Source organism: Psychrobacter sp. I-STPA10 (assembly GCF_021012795.1).
Lineage (GTDB): Bacteria > Pseudomonadota > Gammaproteobacteria > Pseudomonadales > Moraxellaceae > Psychrobacter.
In genome coordinates this window covers 55401-74106 of the sequence record NZ_VFYU01000024.1, presented here as the reverse complement: position 1 = coordinate 74106, position 18706 = coordinate 55401, and the positions used below count along the sequence as shown (strand labels likewise).

The following is an 18706-nucleotide window of genomic DNA, read 5'->3' as shown; positions in this document are numbered from 1 at the left end:
TTTTTTTATAAATGGTTAAGTGATTGACAAGTTTGATTATAGGGGGCAGTTATCTATCACACAAGCGATGAATACAGTCAAAACGAATTAATGCGTCATTTAGTGTCGTGCAACACAAATACGATGCGTTACACCTCTTTTATCAAATCAAATTTTACCCAGCTTAGGTTCAAACTTGGATTCAAATAAAAATGCAGATAATCTTATGATTACCTGCATTTTTTCTCGTTGAGTTTATCTAGTAGTAAGTCACATAAAGGCTTGTATCCCCGTCTGCGCCCGTCCTAATATTAGCGCATGGATATCGTGTGTTCCTTCATAAGTATTGACCGCCTCTAAATTCATCATATGGCGAATTACATGATATTCATCACTGATTCCATTGCCCCCGTGCATGTCCCGAGCAACACGAGCGATATGCAGTGCCTTCCCACTATTGTTACGCTTAATTAATGAAATCATCTCTGGTGTTGCCATGCCTTTATCCAACAAACGTCCCACTCGTAGTGCAGCTTGCAAACCTAAGCTTACTTCAGTTTGCATATCTGCCAGCTTGAGCTGTACAAGCTGTGTCGCCGCCAGTGGCTTGTTAAACTGCTTACGCTCTAAGGTATATTGTCGGGCAGCTTGCCAACAAAACTCAGCTGCACCCATTGCGCCCCAAGCAATCCCATAACGTGCCTGATTGAGACAGCCGAACGGACCTTTTAAGCCTTTGATATCAGCAAATACATTGTCACTTGGCACAAATACATCTTCCATCACAATCTCACCAGTAATGGAAGCCCGTAGTGAGAACTTACCCTCAATCTTAGGTGCAGATAGCCCTTTCATGCCTTTGTCCAATACAAAACCACGAATATCACCCGCCTCATCTTTTGCCCAAATGATAAACACATCGGCAATGGGACTATTGGTAATCCATGTTTTTTTACCAGTTAATAGATAACCACCATCGACTGACTTTGCTTTGGACTGCATGGCATTGGGGTCTGAACCTGCCTCTGGCTCTGTCAATCCAAAACAACCAATATATTCACCTGTGGCAAGCTTTGGCAAATATTTTTGTTTTTGCGCCTCTGTACCATATGCCCAGATAGGATACATCACCAAGCTTGACTGCACACTCATCGCTGAGCGATATCCCGAATCCACCGCTTCAACCTCACGCGCAACTAACCCATACGCCACATGCGACATACCCGCACAGCCATAACCCTCTAAAGTCACCCCTAAAAGTCCCTGCTCTCCCAATCCTAACATCACATCACGGTCAAACACTTCGTTACGATTGGCTGCAATAATATGAGGCATCAATTCAGTTTGACAAAATTTATGGGCTTTTGCCTGTATTGCTTGCTCAGCATCACTGAGCTGCTCTTGTAATAAAAACGGGTCATTCCAGATAAATTGTGGTTTTGTAGATGACATTTTATTTCCTTAAATTTATAGCAGTTTTTATATCCAGTGAGTTGAGATTCTAAAACATACAACACACTTTCACAAACACAATCACCTTTTAGATTACCACTCATAGATAATTATAAAATAACCGACAACTGTTGTCGTATCTGTCATCTATGTGTCTTGTTATCTACCTAATATGGGGGTAAAGTGAAATCATTACTGATTTATATTTTCTTATGAACAACCATAACAAAAGTATCTATAATTAAAGTATCTATAATTTAAGAAATATCAACTTAAAACTTAAATAGGAATTTCTATGAAAACCTATGACATTTCAATGGAAATATCTGGTGATTGTGCAATGTGGGCTAGACCTGACACAGGAAGCACACCAACCAGTTATCCTATTCCAACATGGTCAGCAGTCAAAGGTATATTTGAAGCCATTGTTTTTTTGAAAAGTGGTAATGCATGGATTAGACCAACTCATGTCGAAATCTGTAAACGTGTCAATGAAAATGGTGGTCTGATTAACTATCAACAGTACACCACTAATTATCGAGGACCTCTGCAAAGCAATACGATAGGTGCCTTTCAATTTAATGCCACCATACTAACCGACGTTTGTTATCGAATTTATGCCACCATTGAAAATGGCAGTGGAAAACCTTTACGCTATGGCGATAACCCTTGTCATCGACTGCAAGCCATGTTTGAAAGACGACTTAGCAAAGGGCAGTGCTATAAAACACCCTGTCTTGGTTGGAATGAGTTTACTGCTAATTATTGGGGGAAGTTTAGAGAAGATGAATATGAAGTAGATAAAAGTATTAACGAAAATTTGGTCTCAGTATTAAATCAAGTATTCGACAAAGCCGTTTCTGGCTCATACGCCCCTGAATTTCAACGCAATGAACAAGCCTATATTAAAGCGGGGGTATTTTACTATGATAAATGAGCTAAAGCTGATTTTAGATGGGCTAGAAGCATCTAATGTTGATATCACGCCCACTCACAAAACACTAACCAAAGCAGGCGGTAAAGACGCTGTTAGAGTCATATTAGACCTTGATACCAATAATGATACTAATAATAAAGTAACTATCAAACGTCTAGAGTATATGAATAAAGATGACATTGATGCTATTTGGGTGATTGGAGATGGTAATAAAAATCATTTTCCTGATATCAAACTCACACGTCCGCTACGCCCTGAAGGGAACAAATTCTATGCTGATTACTTAAAGGGAAAAAACTTAAAACAACCAGTACAAATAGATGATATAGACTTTCGAAAACTCACCGATAAGAAAACTATAATCAGTGAAAAAATTCGTATTTTACTCAGTAGCTTTAATGCCCCCGAACAAGTTAACTTCTCTGGCATCTTTCCTGGTGATGGCTATCGTAAAAAGATAGAAGAACGTCATCAATTATTGTCCTTATCCAATGACCCCAACGTATTAAAAGTAGCACATCTGTTTGAAATGTTTATCAATTTTGATAAAGATGGTCATGAATTTTTAAGAGCCTTAGATAACGCTATCCATAACACCTTATCTGAATCAATCATTGATGAAAACTTTGCAAAATTACTACTAACCATACTATTCGGTAATAAAGTAACGAAAGCCTCAGGTGATTTACAAGATCGTGCTAATGACCGTATCAAGCTGATTATCGACTACCAACCTGACCCAAATATTGATATTTATGTAACCAATGCCGAAACTTATAAAAATGCTGTTAGCCGTCACTTGGTTAATTTGGATAATAAAGACTCAGATACTGACGTATCAGAACCTCAATTAGTCTGCCCTATTTATGGCAAAACACATACCTTAGTTGAAAAAACTTTTCCAAAAATAAAAACCAATACCTTGCTTGGTAATGTAACACCCTATGCTCGCTTTGATGATAGTAAGAACAAGACCACAGTGCATCGATATCACCGTTCTGGTACAGACGCTTATAGTGTTGATAAAGATTTTTCAAATAAGTTAGATGGCTTAATTAATTTATTGACCAGCTCTGATAATGAAGATAAGACATGGCGGTCCATCGCCTCAGAAAACTCTGACCAAAATGATATCTTAATCGCTTTTTGTCATGAAGACCTTAAATTTCCTGCTCTAAAGCTATTAACTTATAGAGATTACTGGGAACATGAAGATTTTAAGGAATATTCGGAAAGTACAGAGGATATTCTAAGTCTTATTAAAGCAAAATCCATTAATCCCAACGGTCTAGCTAGCTTTATTATCCTAAGAAAAATCGATACAGCCAATCAAAAAGTTATTTTTTCAGCACAACACACGGTTAGTGAGTTACAAAAATCCGCCAAACGCTGGAAGCAAGCAGTTGCCAATACACCTGATTTGCAACTGGTCGTATTTATTGAGAAAAAGGCTAAACAAGTTCAACCGTGGAGCTTGTCCCCTGAACAGCTCATCAGATTAAGCAAAAATATCTATCAAAGAGATGGGAAGGTGGCAAAAACTAGTGTACCTGCTATTAGCTTTGCTCAAACCATGCACTTATTTTTTGATGAAGGCAGTCGATTTGATGAATTAGCCAACCAATCTTTACAAAAGATATGCCAACAAACACAGTGGTTATTTAACTTATGTGCCACTCATAAAGTCTTATCTATTAATAAGAAAATTGACACTATGGTCACTCATGAGAATAAAAATGCACTCATGTATACCACTTTAATTAGCTTACTACTCTACAAATTAAATCGTACTAAGGAGCAATACATGACAAGTCTTTCTTATCAACTGGGGCAGTTTTGCTCTGCAATGAACGAATTGCATTTAGGCTATTGTGAAAGTGAACGGGGTGGCAGTATTCCATCGACACTATTAGGCAGTACCGCTTATAGCATCGCATTAAAAAGTCCAAATCGAGCTTTGGATTACTTAGCCAATCGATTACCACCCTATCAATCTTGGGTTGCACAACAGCAAGCTGTAAAAGATAAAGACGGTAAATATAAAAAAAATGCTGTTAATAATGCAGTATTTGCTAATAACTGGATGCACCAACATGCCCAAAACTTATTTCAAGCTTTTAATGAACAACAAGAACAAGGCTTAACTAAAACGCATTGTGCAGAGCTAATGCTGGGGTATTTAGCTGGTCGTGATTTTGAGAAAAAAACAGACACCAATGAAAAAGCTGAATCAACCGTAGCAGAGTCATCTAATAACTAAGCTGATTGCCATTATCAAGCGTACCATATCCACCAACTTAAACTAAATCTATAACATTAATGGAGTACCAACTATGTCAAACGCACCTTTTAACCGCTATGCTGGTCTTATTATTATCCAAGCCACCATGTCAAACCCTAATGGCGACCCCGATATGGAATCTGAACCCCGTATGCGAGAGCTTGATGGGCTTGGATTAATATCACCACCTTCAGTAAAACGCAAATATCGTGAGCTTATCGATGAGTCTATGGTAATGCGGGAAGCTAGAAATTTATTCAAACTTGATAAATCAGACAATGACTTTCAAATTTTAGAAAAACGTGGGCGTGACCGTTCAAAAATTCTTGCCTTAGATACTAAAGATTTTAAGCAACGCTATTGGGACGCTCGATTATTTGGTAATACTTTTTTAGAAAAAATAGATGATAAGGATGAAAAACAAAAAAAACGCAAAGCTGATGGTGAACTAGAGCATTTTACTAATACAGGTGTATTACAACTGGGGGTTGGGTTATCCGTTGCACCCATTCAAATTGAACGCATGACATTTACCAATAAATCAGGGGTAGAGTCAGGTAAAGATAGAGGAATGGCACCGCTTGCTTTTAGAGTCGTCACTCATGGTATTTACTGCATTCCTTTTTATATCAACCCATCAGTTGCTCTTAAAACAGGGGCAACGCAAGAAGACGTGGACTTATTTCAATTTGTAACGCCACATATTTATGCTCATACCACATCGGCTATCAGACCCAATATTGATATATTACACGCTTGGTGTGCCGAACATAAAAGCCCACTTGGCTCTTGTCCAGAACATCTGCTCATGTCAGCTTTAAAGCCTAGATTAAAAGAAGGTGTCAGCAATCCAACATCATTAGATGACTATATTATTCCCAATCTTGATAGCTTAGGTGATTTAGCCGAGCGTTTTAATAAGATAGAGGACTTAACACTAAAATCATGGAATTAGTTGCTCATACGCCACCCAAAGCAGCACAAGGTAGCCCAGTACAAAATTCTGTTAATATAGCAACTGTGCTACCTCATACTTATCATGACCATATTCAAGAGATGCTTGAGTATGGTATGCCCTTAATTGAGTACCTTTTAGAGTTTACTGCCTTTGATAAGGCAACCAAAGAAATTCTAAAACAAACGTATAAAGCCTCTATCATGCTACATGACATGGGTAAACTTGATAAAGACAATCAAGTCATACTACGGCAAGAAAAACAGGGACGTTTGCCCATTGACCACATTGATGCAGGTGTTGCAATAGCCAATAAGATGGGTAATGAATTGCTTGGTTGGGTTATTCGTGGACATCACGCACCTGGACTTGCCAATAAAAGTAGTGAAATAAGCTTTAATAAGAGAATTTGGCGTAATATTGATATTCCTCGAGATAATTATTTATTACGTGGTAAACGCCACCATCGACAAAACCTCGAAATTGAAGATTATACCAATCACTACCAAACCATTGCTATCACTCAACAAAGATTACAAGACTATAAAAACCAGCAAATACTGGCTTGTGGTGAATATCCTATCGTCGCTTGCAAGCTACCAAATGAGAGCTTAACCACCAGAATTATGTTGTCATGTCTGGTTGATGCCGACCATAGCAGTACAGCAAACTATCATCAACAAATTGCCATGAAACAGTTTTGTCCTGCCTCGACAAAATGGCAAGCACGTTTAGACAAGTTAACACAATATGTAAACGACTTAGACCAAACACCGTATGCAAACAAATCTGCTCGCAACCAGTTACGCCATGATTTATTTGAACATTGTTTAAATAGACCAATAAACGCAAGCTCATTAGAAATGTGTTCGGCAAGTGTTGGTCTTGGTAAGACAACGGCTGTGACGGCTTATTTATTGCGTAAAGCAGTGGCTTATGATGCCAGTAGGCTCATTATTATTGCCCCTTTTACCAATATATTAACCCAAACTGTCAGAACACTACGTAAATCAATGGTGCTATCAGATGAAGACCCTGAAGAAACCGTCGTAGAAAACCATCATAAAGTTGAATTTAGCCACAAAGAACTGCGTCAATATGCCAGTTCATGGGAAGCACCCATTCTTGTCACGACAGCGGTACAATTTTTTGAAACCTTAGCCAGTGCCAATCCTACTCGCCTGAAAAAGCTACATAATATTGTCGGTTCTGTCATTTTTATTGACGAATCGCATGCCTGCTTGCCCCCAGAATTACTCGCTATCTCTTGGAAATGGTTAAAACTATTATCAGAACAATGGGGCTGTCACATTATTTTTTCTTCTGGCTCTATGGTTGAGTTTTGGCAAAATGCGTATTTGATAGAACAAAAAGACCTATCTTATATACCAGAATTATTATCTGACTCATTACTGGCTAAAGCCAATCAGTTAGAACAACAGCGAGTCATCTATGAACAAATAACAAATCCTTTGGATAAACATCAGCTTATCACTCATATTGTAGAAGAGCTTAAAAATTTTGATGACCTTAGACCTTGTAGCTTGGTTATTTTAAACACCACTCAATCAAGTGCTTTTATAGCCTATTATCTTGCAAAGTATTTAGAAGAAGACACAGCCAATCTAGCCCTAAAAAATCGTCAAGTTTTACAACTATCAACTGCTCTCACGCCTAACGATAGAGTCAAAATTATTGATGAAATAGAACGCCGACAAAAAGATAGTGAATGGAACGATAAGCCTTGGTTTCTAGTTGCTACCAGTTGTGTGGAAGCAGGTGTTGATTTAGATTTTCAGTTTGGCTATCGTGAGCGTTGCTCTGTCTCAAGCTATATTCAAGTATCTGGTCGTATCAATCGCCATGGCAAACGCAATAACGCCATACTATATGACTTTGTGATAACACCTGATGATGAGATTAACCAACATCCAGCCTTTAAACGTAGTAGTGAAATATTTGCTGATAAATGGGCAGAGCTAGAACAAAGAACAACAGAAGTTAACCAACTGGTCACTCGTGCCTTGCAAAATGATTTCTTACATAAAGGGGTAGTGACAGAGGCAAAAAAACGGCAAAAATCTCTCATCGACGCTGAAAATAGTTGTGATTTTCAAAACGTACATGACGAATATAAGATTATTAATAGTGAGACTTATACAGTTATTACCAATTCTTCTATTATTAATAGTCTCAAACATAGTCTCAAACTTGGATTTTTTGTCGATTGGAAAGACATACAAAAACACTCTGTTCAACTATGGTTTAACAAAATTCAACACTTCCACTTAATACCTATTCCCAACGCTCAAATAGATAACGTCTACTCTTGGATAGATACTTATGACTATAATGATTTTCTGGGTATTTTTGCAGGGGTTATCGAAATTGATACATTTTTTGAGCAAACTGGCGGAGTCTGGTAATGCAAACCCTCTACCTATCCCGCCTACAGCATTACCTATTTTGCCCACGCCAATTTGCCCTTATCGAACTAGAATGTATATGGGAAGAAAATATCTTTACCGCTGAAGGTCAAGTCATGCACCAAAAAGTCAACGATGGCGTACATGATAAACGAGGTGCAATCACCAGCGTACGCACTCTACCCTTAGGGCATAAAACCCTCGGACTAGAAGGCATTGCCGACGTTGTCGAATACCATAGCCCTACTAAAACTGACAATAACAGCAACCATAATATCGACAATAACAAAACTGACCAACCCATTCCCTACCCCATCGAATACAAACGCGGTAAACCCAAATCACACCGAGCCGACGAAGTACAACTTTGCGCCCAAGCCCTATGCCTCGAAGACATGCACCAATGCACCGTTCCCGAAGGGGCATTATTTTATGGCAAAACCCGTCGTCGTCATATCGTCAAATTTGATCCAGAATTAAGACAACTTACCTTAGATACCATACACGCCTGTCGCCAAATCATTGACACCGCCATCACCCCCAAGCCCAGCTACAGTACCAGCAAATGTCGAAACTGCTCACTTAAAAACCATTGCCACCCCAAAATATTTAACAAAAACGCCAAAACATGGCTACACAAAAAAATCAGCCACAGCCTAAACGAACCACACAAAGACCAAAACCAAAAGGAATCACCATGCGACCCCTAAAAAACACCCTATTTGTCCAAACCCAAGGGGCATGGCTTAACAAACAAGGCGAAAACGTCGTCATGAACATCGACCACCAAATCGCAGGACGCGTCCCCATACACAAACTACAAGCCATCGTCTGTTTTGGGCAAATATCCCTATCGCCCGCGCTTATGGCACATTGCACCGACAACGGCATCACCATCACCCACCTCAACCAATACGGCAGATTTCAAGCCCGCATCGAAGGGGTAGTCAGTGGCAACGTCTTTTTACGCCGAGAGCAGTACCGCATCAGCGACGACCCAAAACGACACCAACCCATCGCCCACAGCATTGTCCTCGGCAAAATTCACAACCAACGCCAAGTCATACGCCGATACCTACGTGACTACCAAACACAGCTTGAGCAAAGCACCATACAACAACTGAACCACGCCCAAAAACGCCTAGAAAACACACTTGCCACCCTTATCAACGCCATCACTGACAGCCCCGATTCCATAAACAGCACAAACAGCCCAACAAATAACACAAACAGCCCAACCCTAGCCCAACTACTCGGCTACGAAGGCGACATGGCAAGCGTCTACTTTTCCGTCTTTCCCACCTTTATACGCAACGACAACTTCACCTTTGCCAAACGCACCCGCAACCCACCCACCGACCCCATCAATGCCCTACTATCCTTTACCTACACCCTACTCACCCACGACTGTCGCAGTGCCTTAGAAACCGTCGGACTAGACCCCGCTTGCGGATTTTTTCACCAACTACGAGCAGGCAGACCCTCACTTGCCCTTGACCTCATCGAAGAATTTCGCCCCATCGCAGACCGCTTTGTCCTATCGCTTATCAACAAAAAACAGCTCAAACCCAGCGACTTCACCCAAGCCGAAAACGGAGCCGTACAACTCAAAGACACCGCCCGCCAAACCTTCCTCAAAGCATGGCATGAACGCAAACAACAAACCCTACAGCACGACTGGTTTGAAGAAACCGTCCCTTTTGGCTTACTACTGCACCTACAAGCCACCATCATGGCTCGGCATATCCGTGGTGACATCGACGCTTATGTCCCGTTCTTATGGAAATAAAATCATGTTTTTTAAACAATACTGTAAAATTATTTAAAAATAGGAATAAATGATTATGATGATACTTGTCACCTACGACATCGCCACCGCCATCAACGACAACAATAATAGCAGTGATACCAATCACAGTACCAAACGCCTACGCCATATAGCCAAACACTGTCTTAACTATGGGCAACGTGTGCAGTATTCCGTCTTCGAAATCGAAGTCAACCCTGCCGAATGGACGATGCTTAAAGCCAAACTCGAAGATATCATCGACCCCAGTGTCGACAGTCTACGCTACTACTATCTGGGTAAAAACTGGCAACGAAAAGTAGAACACATTGGTGCAAAACCTGTACTAGACTTAAACGACATGCTACTATTTTAACCTTATATGTCCTATAGTTGCTTCAAGATAAGACTGATACGAGGAAGCCGAGCGAAGCTGTACAAATAGTACTGTGAGCGAGGATGATAAAGTAGCAGTTTTGTATTAAATCAACTATGCCCAGCCCCACAAATGACCGTCATAAGGTCATTGCGAACCCATAGCATACATAAAAACACTGGGACACTCGCAATCGTGGTAAAACCCTATTTAACAACTTGATTTATATAGCCCCACCCCATAAACTGTCAACTATTGACTGGTGCAATACCAGTCAATATCGCCTTTATGAGTAACACTCGCAAAAACACAGGTTTTTTTCTAATGTTTATAACGAGTTAACTCATAGGCTTTCGCACCCATCGCGGGTGCGTGGATTGAAACCAAATACATAATAGTTATGTTCTTTTAGTAATCGTTCGCACCCATCGCGGGTGCGTGGATTGAAACATAGAAATAGTGTCAGTTTGTACCATCGGTATTTCGCACCCATCGCGGGTGCGTGGATTGAAACATTTTAAATTCCTTTGATATTACTTATGACAGGTTTCGCACCCATCGCGGGTGCGTGGATTGAAACCATTTTGGTCAGTTGATACGATTAAGCGCACAGTTCGCACCCATCGCGGGTGCGTGGATTGAAACATATTAGTGTTGACATATAAGAACCATTGGTTTTCGCACCCATCGCGGGTGCGTGGATTGAAACTTGCTGGTCTGACCCTGCAATTAAAATTACTTTTCGCACCCATCGCGGGTGCGTGGATTGAAACCAGTGATAAAGATTTTCTCAAGCAACTCACGTTTCGCACCCATCGCGGGTGCGTGGATTGAAACTTTCAATAGCTTGGTTGATTGCAATTGATTGTCTTCGCACCCATCGCGGGTGCGTGGATTGAAACAGAAGCATCAGCTTTGGCAGCAATGGCAGAATCTTCGCACCCATCGCGGGTGCGTGGATTGAAACGGTTGCCCATTTTTTTATCACATGAAATGAGGGCTTCGCACCCATCGCGGGTGCGTGGATTGAAACAGAAATAAAGCCAAGTTTCAGGGGTAGGGTTGTTTCGCACCCATCGCGGGTGCGTGGATTGAAACTTTTGATGAAGATGAAAGCGATGGCGACCCATTTCGCACCCATCGCGGGTGCGTGGATTGAAACAAGCTCTACCATCTCATCGTGACCAACTAAGATTCGCACCCATCGCGGGTGCGTGGATTGAAACTTTCCGCTGTGTGCGATATGATATACCTGTCATTCGCACCCATCGCAGGTGCGTGGATTGAAACATGCCAGTATGTTACCTAATGAATATACGAGTTTCGCACCCATCGCGGGTGCGTGGATTGAAACTGATGTAAACAGCAAAAATTCTGAGCAAGATACTTCGCACCCATCGCGGGTGCGTGGATTGAAACCTCAAACACATCATCAAGTATCGAGTTAAACACTTCGCACCCATCGCGGGTGCGTGGATTGAAACACTAGAAACTGATAAGACTTACCAGGAATATTTTTCGCACCCATCGCGGGTGCGTGGATTGAAACAGTAGTCGGTGTCTGTACTGGCTGATTTTGCATTCGCACCCATCACGGGTGCGCGGATTGAAACCCTGACGCTGATAAAATCGCTGAACGTCTTAATTCGCACCCATCGCGGGTGCGTGCAACTCATTAACTTTTCTCATAACGACATACCCCAGCAATGATGGTCTTAGCAACAACCCTATCATCACCCAGCATCATCAGCACAAATAGCTTTTCTGATAACGTCTGGCAATGTGCCAAACGGCGTTGCAATAAAGGCGTGGCATTCAAGTCTAGCACCACAAAATCTGCCTCTTTACCGACCTGCAAATTACCAATTTTATCGCTTAATTGTAATGACTGTGCATTGCCGAGGGTAATTTGATATAAACCTTGATAAGCAGAAAACGCATTGCCCAACAGTTGCTGAACTTTATACGCCTCCGATAACGTCGTCAGCATCGACAAACTTGTCCCCGCCCCCACATCACTGGCAATACTCACCCCTGTACATGCCAGTGTCTTAGGCAAATCAAACAATCCACTACCCAAAAACAAATTAGAAGTCGGACAATGGGCAATTTGCGTCCCTGTCTGCTGTAGGCATTGATATTCGTCTGACTGTAAATAAATACCATGCGCCAAGGTGCTATATCGCCCCAATAGCCCCATATCAGCATACACGTCCAAATAGCCTTTGTGTGATGGATATAGCTTTTGCACCAACGCCACCTCATCTCGATTTTCTGCCAGATGCGTTTGCAAATACACATCCGCATAACTGCCATACAACTCACCTGCCAATTGCAACTGCTTGGGTGTAGAGGTAATCGCAAATCTTGGAGTAATGGCAACATGCTGTCGCCCATATCCATGCCAACGCTCAATCAAGTCCTGCGTGTCTTTGATAGACTGTTCGGCTGGCACACACAAATGCTCAGGCGCATTGCAATCCATCAACACATTGCCTGCAATCATACGAGTATTGAGTCGATGACTATGGCGAAAAAATGCGTGCGCTGACAGTGGATTACTGGTGGCAAACACCATCGCAGTAGTCGTGCCATGTGTCAATAACTGTGATAGAAAAAATGAGGCGCTGTCCTCTGCCACTTGCGGGTCAGCAAAATTTGCCTCCGTCACAAAGGTATAATTATTAAGCCAATCAAGCAGTTGCTCGCCATAGGAGGCAATCATATCTATCTGCGGATAATGCACATGGGTATCAATAAACCCTGCCATGATTAACTGCTCACGGCAATCGTGGATTTGCATTGCTTGCGGTTGTGCCTTTTGGCTTATGTCACTTTGGTTTTGACTTGCACTTTGACCTGTACTTTGATTGATAGTTGTACTTTCACTTGGATTTAACTGGGTATACTTTGGCAATATGTCTGTGGCTATCCCATAATCGACAATTTTTCCAGACACATCATCGACCACCAACACACCCTCAGCGATATACTCAGGCACAATGCTGACACCCGTAATCACAGAATGAATGCTTATGTCTTTGAGAAGATAGGCAGAATTTTCAACAGCATTATGTTGATTGTGCTCATGACTTGCATCGCTTTTATTGCTTTTATCAGTTTGATTCGCCTCTGGCATACTAACAAAATGTAAAAGTTGGGCTTGATAAATATGTAGGGTCATAAAAGTGGCTTATATTAAGGCGTGTTAAGGGGTAATTAAAAAATAAGAAATGAGAGATGAGAGACAAGAAATATAGAATAAAAAATAACGGCAAACTTTATTGATAGCTAATACTGTTGATGACTAATGGTGTTGATGGCTAACTATGTTGATTATAATCTGCCAAAACCTGAGCCATGATAGACACCGCCACTGCCATTGGCTGTTTACCCCCAATATCAAGCCCTATTGGCATAATCAGCCGATTAATAGTTTGCTCATCATAGCCCCGCTGACGCAAACGCGCTTGAAAGCGAGCCGCTTTGGTTTTTGAACCAATACAGCCAATATAAGGTATGGCGAATTTTTTAGCATCAGTATTAACATCATTATTGCCAAAATCTAAGGCATGGCGTACCAACTCAAAGTCCAACGCATGGTCATGGGTCATAATAACCACATAACGTCCCTGTGCGTGTGTGGCAATAAACTCCGTGGGGTCATCACTGACATGGCTACGAATATGTGCAGGCAACTTGTTGTTTGATTGCGCAAATATATCGGCACGACTGTCCACCCAGTGAACCTGACACGATAACTGCGCACATATCGTTATCATCGCCTGCGCCACATGCCCTGCGCCAAATACCAATAAAGACAATACAGGTGTTTGATAAAAACACTCAAACATCACCGTCACACTACCACCACAGCACTGACCTAGCTTTGCCCCTAATGGATAATGCTTGGTCAGCACCGCACTACGTCGCCCTACTTTGGGTTTGCCTGACTTTCCAGACTTGGCTATCTGGGTGTCAGTTGTCTTATCATCCTCTGGCTCTGCACTTGGCAACTCCCCATTGATAAGCTGACGTGCATAAGCAATCACATCAAACTCTAGTCCACCCCCACCGAGCGTATCACTACACGCATCTTCAGTTATCACCATTTTCGCTTGTAGCTCTCTGGGAGCTGAACCATTCACTGCCACGATGGTTGCCAACACATGCGCCCGCCCTTGTTGTTGACACAAGGTTAACGCTTCATACCATCTTGACGGCAACGCTTTATTTAACATTATTTCACATCATCACTGCTAGAGTTTTCACTATGGGCAGGCGCACGAGCACCATCGACTTTTGGCTGCGTGATATGCTCTGCCTCATCATCATACGTTTCACCCTCACACATTGGTGTATCCACCTGTTTGGCATGGCGTACTTGCTCGGGCATGGTTAAGGTGTCCCCCTCCTCTTTATGTTGCACCTGCATACGCTGCACCTGCTTCTGATTTGGGGTATCTGCGCTCTCCCATGCTTTGTCTTGAATACCCATCACTGCTTTAAGCACCGCTTCGGGTGTTGCAGGCATGGTCAGCTCTGGGTTTTTGCGATAGTCTGCAAGGCTGGCAATGGCATTATTAATAGCACACCACACACTGGCAGCAAGCATAAACGGTGGCTCACCCACTGCTTTAGAATTATAAATGGTCTGCTCACTATTTTTACGGTCAAACAATTCAACATGCCACTGTTCAGGCAAATCATGAGCAGTCGGAATTTTATAATTGGCAGGGCTGTTCGATGCCAATTGCCCTTTATCATTCCATATCAGCTCCTCGGTGGTAAGCCAGCCCATGCCTTGCACAAATCCCCCTTCAATTTGTCCAATATCAATAGCAGGGTTAATTGATTGTCCTACATCGTGCAAAATATCACAGCGGACGACTTTATATTCTCCTGTTAAGGTATCAATCTCAACTTCACTGCATGCCGCCCCGAGAGCAAAATAGAAAAATGGTCGTCCCCATGCTTGACTGCGGTCATAAAAGATTTTTGGGGTTTTATAATAACCAGTCGCTGATAAACTAATACGGTTTTGATAAGCTAACTGCACAAACTGAGCAAAACTTAGCACCTCTTTACCAGCAATATGCACATGATTACGCTCAAATACAATCTCTTCTGAGCTAACTTGGAAATGCTCACTGGCAAAATCTAATAGACGTTTTTTGATTTTAATACACGCATTTTGTGCCGCTTTTCCATTGATATCCGTCCCTGATGAAGCAGCGGTTGGTGAGGTATTGGGCACTTTATCGGTACGTGTGGCAGAGACTTGTACCGTTTCTACATCAACGTCAAATTCATTGGCAACAATTTGGGCAATCTTAATAAATAACCCCTGCCCCATCTCTGTACCACCATGATTGAGATGAATACTGCCATCGGTATAAATATGCACCAAAGCACCAGCTTGGTTTAGCGTCTGTACGGTAAATGAAATACCAAAACGTACTGGGGTTAGCGCAATACCTCGACGTTTATAATGTCCATCTTGTTGCGCTTGCTGATTGTCCTTGATAATGGCTTGGCGACGCTGATTATAATCACAATCATCACGTAACTTGGTTATTAATTCTGCCAAATCAAAATGCTCAATTGGCTGACCATAATGGGTACATTGTCCATTTTGATACAGATTATCAAGGCGTACTTGCAGTGGGTCACGCCCGAGTGTATAAGCAATGTGGTCCATCATATATTCAGCAGTCATCAACCCTTGTGGCCCTCCAAAGCCACGATAAGCGGTATTAGATACTGTATGCGTTTTACAGCGGTGTCCTACCACATGTGCATTGGGATAATAATAGCCATTGTCACAATGAAACATCGCTCTATCGACAATGGCATCAGACAAATCAGGGGCATAACCACACAATCCTGCCAGTTGCATATCTACACCTAACACCCGTCCTGTCTCATCAATACCGACCTCATACTGATTGGCAAACTCATGGCGTTTGCCTGTCACTACCATGTCATCTTGGCGGTCAAGACGCATACTCACTGGCACATTATGACGCTTGGCAACGATGGCACACAGACACGCCCATGCCGCTGCCTGTGTCTCTTTACCACCAAAACCGCCACCCATACGCCGTACTTCGGTCATCACTGCATGAAAAGGTAAATCGGTGACTTCAGCAACCAGTTGCTGCACCTCACTGGGGTGCTGCGACGAAGTATAAACTTGCAAGCCCCCATCATCACAAGGCACCACATAGGACACCTGACCCTCAAGGTAGAAATGCTCTTGACCCCGCATATGGATACGCCCTTGCAAACGCAGCGGCGCATCTTGTAACGCCTTGGCTGCATCGCCTCGCTGCATATGATGGCTGGGGCGCACAAAATATTGCTGTTTTAACGCTGCATCAATACTCAGCACCGCAGGCAATGGCTCATACTCCACAATGGCTTTTAGCGTCGCTTGTTTGGCAGCACGGTGACTGGTTGCCACCACCACAAATAGTGTCTGTCCCACATACTCGGTTAAGCCATCTACCATCAATGGCTCACCCTCAAATACTGCACCAATATCTGTTTGTGCGGGTAAATCAGCAAAGGTCAAAACATCGACCACCCCTGCCGATGCTTTTACTGCACTTAAGTCCATATTTAAAATACGTGCATGCGCCTGCTGACTTTTGCCCACTGCCAAATGTAATGTCTGATTGGGTTTACTAATATCATCAACATAAGTGGCACTGCCCATCACATGACTTATTGCACTGTCATGCTTTGCTGAGCCACCAATTTTTTGCTTCGGTGGACGACTGCGACGAATTTGATAATCATCAAATAAAGACGTTTCATGGCTCATCGTACCACCTCCTGACTATTCATCATCATTTGTTGCAACTGCAAACCACACTTGAGCAATAAGCCTTTTACCACATGCAGGCGATAATGACGGCTGGCACGTACATCGGTCATTGGGGTTACATCCTCTCCAATCAGTGATGCCGCCTGAATAAAGCTATCTTGGTGTATTGATTTATCAATAAGTGCCTGCTGACACTGCCTTGCCAAAGTGGGAATTGCCGCCATACCCCCCAAGCCTATACGGGCATCCACAATACGATGACCCTCTTTATCCATATCAATACGCATCGCCAGCAAACAGGCAGAAATATCATCTTCATAACGCTTACTGATTTTATGGATAAACAAATACTGATGTTCTGTGAGAATGGGAATATGAATGGCAACAATATAACTGCCCGTACGCAGTTTGGTCTTTTTATAATCTACAAAAAACTCGGCTAAAGGGATGATTTCATCTTGTGCTTGCGCTGATACATCACCATCTTTTGCAACACAATGGCGCAAATGAATCTTGGCATCGAGTGCCAATAGCACTGGTGGCATATCACCAATGGGCGAGGCATTGGCAATATTGCCGCCAATTGTCCCCATATTGCGAATCTGTGGTGAGGCAATACGTGGCAATAGCTTTGCAAACTCAGGAATATATTGCTGTAACACAGGCAATAACTGCTGATAAGTCATTCCCGCACCGACCACCAACATCTGCTGAGTAGCATCAACTGTACCATCGGCTGTATCTATCGTTTCTATTGCATACTGCTTAAGTTCATCAATCGCAGACAGTTGTATAATCACCTGATGCTCAATCAAATGCTGAGTGATACTCAATCCTAAATCCGTACCCCCAGCCCATAATGTCGCCTCAGGATAACGCTGTAATAACTGTTCAAGCTCATCTAATGATTGAGGAATAAAAAGCTGCTGGCTATTTTGGGTTAGTGCAGGCTGTATGTCTTTGTCTTTATGAGTAACACTAGCGGCTTGATGTGAGACATCTACCATTTGCACTGACTGTACCGAATTGGCAATGCGCTGTTGTAGAGATTGTGAGCTATTATTTGTCTTATCCTGCCCAATCTGCTGCATACGCAAACCTGCCTCAATAATCGGGCGATACCCCGTACAACGACACAGATTACCCGAAATGGATGTTACCACCTCGTCTCGAGTCAGTTGATTTTTATCCTGATTATTTTCAATGACACTATTTTTATAGGCATGGTTTTCATAAACACTGGCAAGTGACATCACAAATCCGGGAGTACAAAAGCCACACTGCGAGCCATGACACTCAACCATTGCCTGTTGGGCTGGGTGTAGCTGTGCTTTTTTAGGATGATTAAAAGGATTGTCAGCTAAATAAGATGCCGTCATTAAATGATGACCATCTAATAGTGATAATAAAGTGATACAGGCATTAACCGTAAAAAATGAACGTTCAAGCTGCTCTTTATCTGCAACATCTTCAACCTGCACATTATCAGAAAAGTTAGGCAATGCCTGAGCCATCACTGTACAAGCACCACAATCGCCACTGGCACAGCCTTCTTTAGTATCGGTCATGCCTTGGTATAACCGCAAAAAATCTAATACTGTGGTATTGGGATTGAGGTCAGTGACTTGATGGTACTGACCATTTAAAAAAAAGGTAATCATGGCAAAACTCAGCTAATAGGA

The 18706-nt window shown here is 42.3% G+C and carries 12 protein-coding genes and 1 CRISPR repeat array; of the genes, 7 read left to right on the top strand and 5 right to left on the bottom strand.

From position 1 onward, the window contains the following. Positions 1–249: 249 nt before the first annotated feature. Positions 250–1431, bottom strand: coding sequence for an acyl-CoA dehydrogenase (locus FHK89_RS11680; protein ID WP_230660581.1), 1182 nt, complete (start codon positions 1429–1431; stop codon positions 250–252). Positions 1432–1726: 295 nt separating this feature from the next. On the opposite strand from FHK89_RS11680, the gene cas5 reads away from it, so the two are divergent. The 7 genes from cas5 to cas2 all read left to right on the top strand — a co-directional run bounded on the left by cas5 (position 1727) and on the right by cas2 (position 10192). Then, positions 1727–2368 (top strand): CRISPR-associated protein Cas5, encoded by a 642-nt coding sequence (cas5, locus tag FHK89_RS11675; protein ID WP_230660578.1) that lies wholly within the window; start codon positions 1727–1729, stop codon positions 2366–2368. After that, positions 2358–4628: a hypothetical protein gene (locus FHK89_RS11670; protein ID WP_230660575.1), complete on the top strand. Its 2271-nt coding sequence runs from the start codon at positions 2358–2360 to the stop codon at positions 4626–4628. Before cas5 ends, FHK89_RS11670 begins: the two co-directional genes overlap by 11 nt. Before the next feature lie 73 nt (positions 4629–4701). Beyond that, on the top strand, positions 4702–5604 hold the full coding sequence (locus FHK89_RS11665; protein WP_230660572.1) for a type I CRISPR-associated protein Cas7: 903 nt from the start codon (positions 4702–4704) through the stop codon (positions 5602–5604). Next, positions 5595–8030 (top strand): DEAD/DEAH box helicase, encoded by a 2436-nt coding sequence (locus FHK89_RS11660; protein WP_230660569.1) that lies wholly within the window; start codon positions 5595–5597, stop codon positions 8028–8030. Before FHK89_RS11665 ends, FHK89_RS11660 begins: the two co-directional genes overlap by 10 nt. Continuing rightward, the gene (gene cas4 / locus FHK89_RS11655) at positions 8030–8740 is read left to right on the top strand and encodes a CRISPR-associated protein Cas4 (RefSeq protein ID WP_230660566.1); all 711 of its coding nucleotides are present in this window, start codon (positions 8030–8032) and stop codon (positions 8738–8740) included. The genes FHK89_RS11660 and cas4 overlap by 1 nt, the downstream gene beginning before the upstream one ends. Continuing rightward, positions 8728–9819: a type I-C CRISPR-associated endonuclease Cas1c gene (cas1c, locus tag FHK89_RS11650; RefSeq protein WP_230660563.1), complete on the top strand. Its 1092-nt coding sequence runs from the start codon at positions 8728–8730 to the stop codon at positions 9817–9819. Before cas4 ends, cas1c begins: the two co-directional genes overlap by 13 nt. Positions 9820–9874: 55 nt before the next feature. After that, a complete protein-coding gene (gene cas2, locus FHK89_RS11645; protein WP_230660561.1) occupies positions 9875–10192 on the top strand; it encodes a CRISPR-associated endonuclease Cas2 in 318 nt (105 codons plus the stop codon). Between the two features lie 352 nt (positions 10193–10544). Then, positions 10545–11805: direct repeats of the CRISPR family, unit length 32 nt; unit sequence TTCGCACCCATCGCGGGTGCGTGGATTGAAAC. A 62-nt stretch (positions 11806–11867) separates the two neighbouring features. Here the strand turns inward: cas2 and guaD are convergent. From guaD to xdhA, 4 genes are all read right to left on the bottom strand, one after another. Next, positions 11868–13376: a guanine deaminase gene (gene guaD, locus FHK89_RS11640; RefSeq protein ID WP_442966591.1), complete on the bottom strand. Its 1509-nt coding sequence runs from the start codon at positions 13374–13376 to the stop codon at positions 11868–11870. A gap of 139 nt (positions 13377–13515) precedes the next feature. After that, complete coding sequence (gene xdhC, locus FHK89_RS11635) at positions 13516–14433, bottom strand: xanthine dehydrogenase accessory protein XdhC (protein ID WP_230660558.1); 918 nt, start codon at positions 14431–14433, stop codon at positions 13516–13518. Beyond that, positions 14433–17021 carry a xanthine dehydrogenase molybdopterin binding subunit gene (gene xdhB / locus FHK89_RS11630; protein WP_230660555.1) on the bottom strand — a complete coding sequence of 863 codons (2589 nt, stop codon included), beginning with the start codon at positions 17019–17021 and terminating at the stop codon, positions 14433–14435. The genes xdhC and xdhB overlap by 1 nt, the downstream gene beginning before the upstream one ends. Then, positions 17018–18685: a xanthine dehydrogenase small subunit gene (gene xdhA, locus FHK89_RS11625; protein WP_230660552.1), complete on the bottom strand. Its 1668-nt coding sequence runs from the start codon at positions 18683–18685 to the stop codon at positions 17018–17020. The genes xdhB and xdhA overlap by 4 nt, the downstream gene beginning before the upstream one ends. Between the last annotated feature and the right edge of the window lie 21 nt (positions 18686–18706).

Coding starts and splice junctions, on each gene's coding strand:
- xdhB (WP_230660555.1), bottom strand. CDS start 17,021: ATGAGCCATGAAACGTCTTTATTTGATGATTATCAAATTCGTCGCAGT.
- xdhA (WP_230660552.1), bottom strand. CDS start 18,685: ATGATTACCTTTTTTTTAAATGGTCAGTACCATCAAGTCACTGACCTC.
- FHK89_RS11665 (WP_230660572.1), top strand. CDS start 4,702: ATGTCAAACGCACCTTTTAACCGCTATGCTGGTCTTATTATTATCCAA.
- cas4 (WP_230660566.1), top strand. CDS start 8,030: ATGCAAACCCTCTACCTATCCCGCCTACAGCATTACCTATTTTGCCCA.
- cas1c (WP_230660563.1), top strand. CDS start 8,728: ATGCGACCCCTAAAAAACACCCTATTTGTCCAAACCCAAGGGGCATGG.
- cas2 (WP_230660561.1), top strand. CDS start 9,875: ATGATGATACTTGTCACCTACGACATCGCCACCGCCATCAACGACAAC.
- guaD (WP_442966591.1), bottom strand. CDS start 13,376: ATGACCCTACATATTTATCAAGCCCAACTTTTACATTTTGTTAGTATG.
- FHK89_RS11660 (WP_230660569.1), top strand. CDS start 5,595: ATGGAATTAGTTGCTCATACGCCACCCAAAGCAGCACAAGGTAGCCCA.
- xdhC (WP_230660558.1), bottom strand. CDS start 14,433: ATGTTAAATAAAGCGTTGCCGTCAAGATGGTATGAAGCGTTAACCTTG.
- FHK89_RS11680 (WP_230660581.1), bottom strand. CDS start 1,431: ATGTCATCTACAAAACCACAATTTATCTGGAATGACCCGTTTTTATTA.
- FHK89_RS11670 (WP_230660575.1), top strand. CDS start 2,358: ATGATAAATGAGCTAAAGCTGATTTTAGATGGGCTAGAAGCATCTAAT.
- cas5 (WP_230660578.1), top strand. CDS start 1,727: ATGAAAACCTATGACATTTCAATGGAAATATCTGGTGATTGTGCAATG.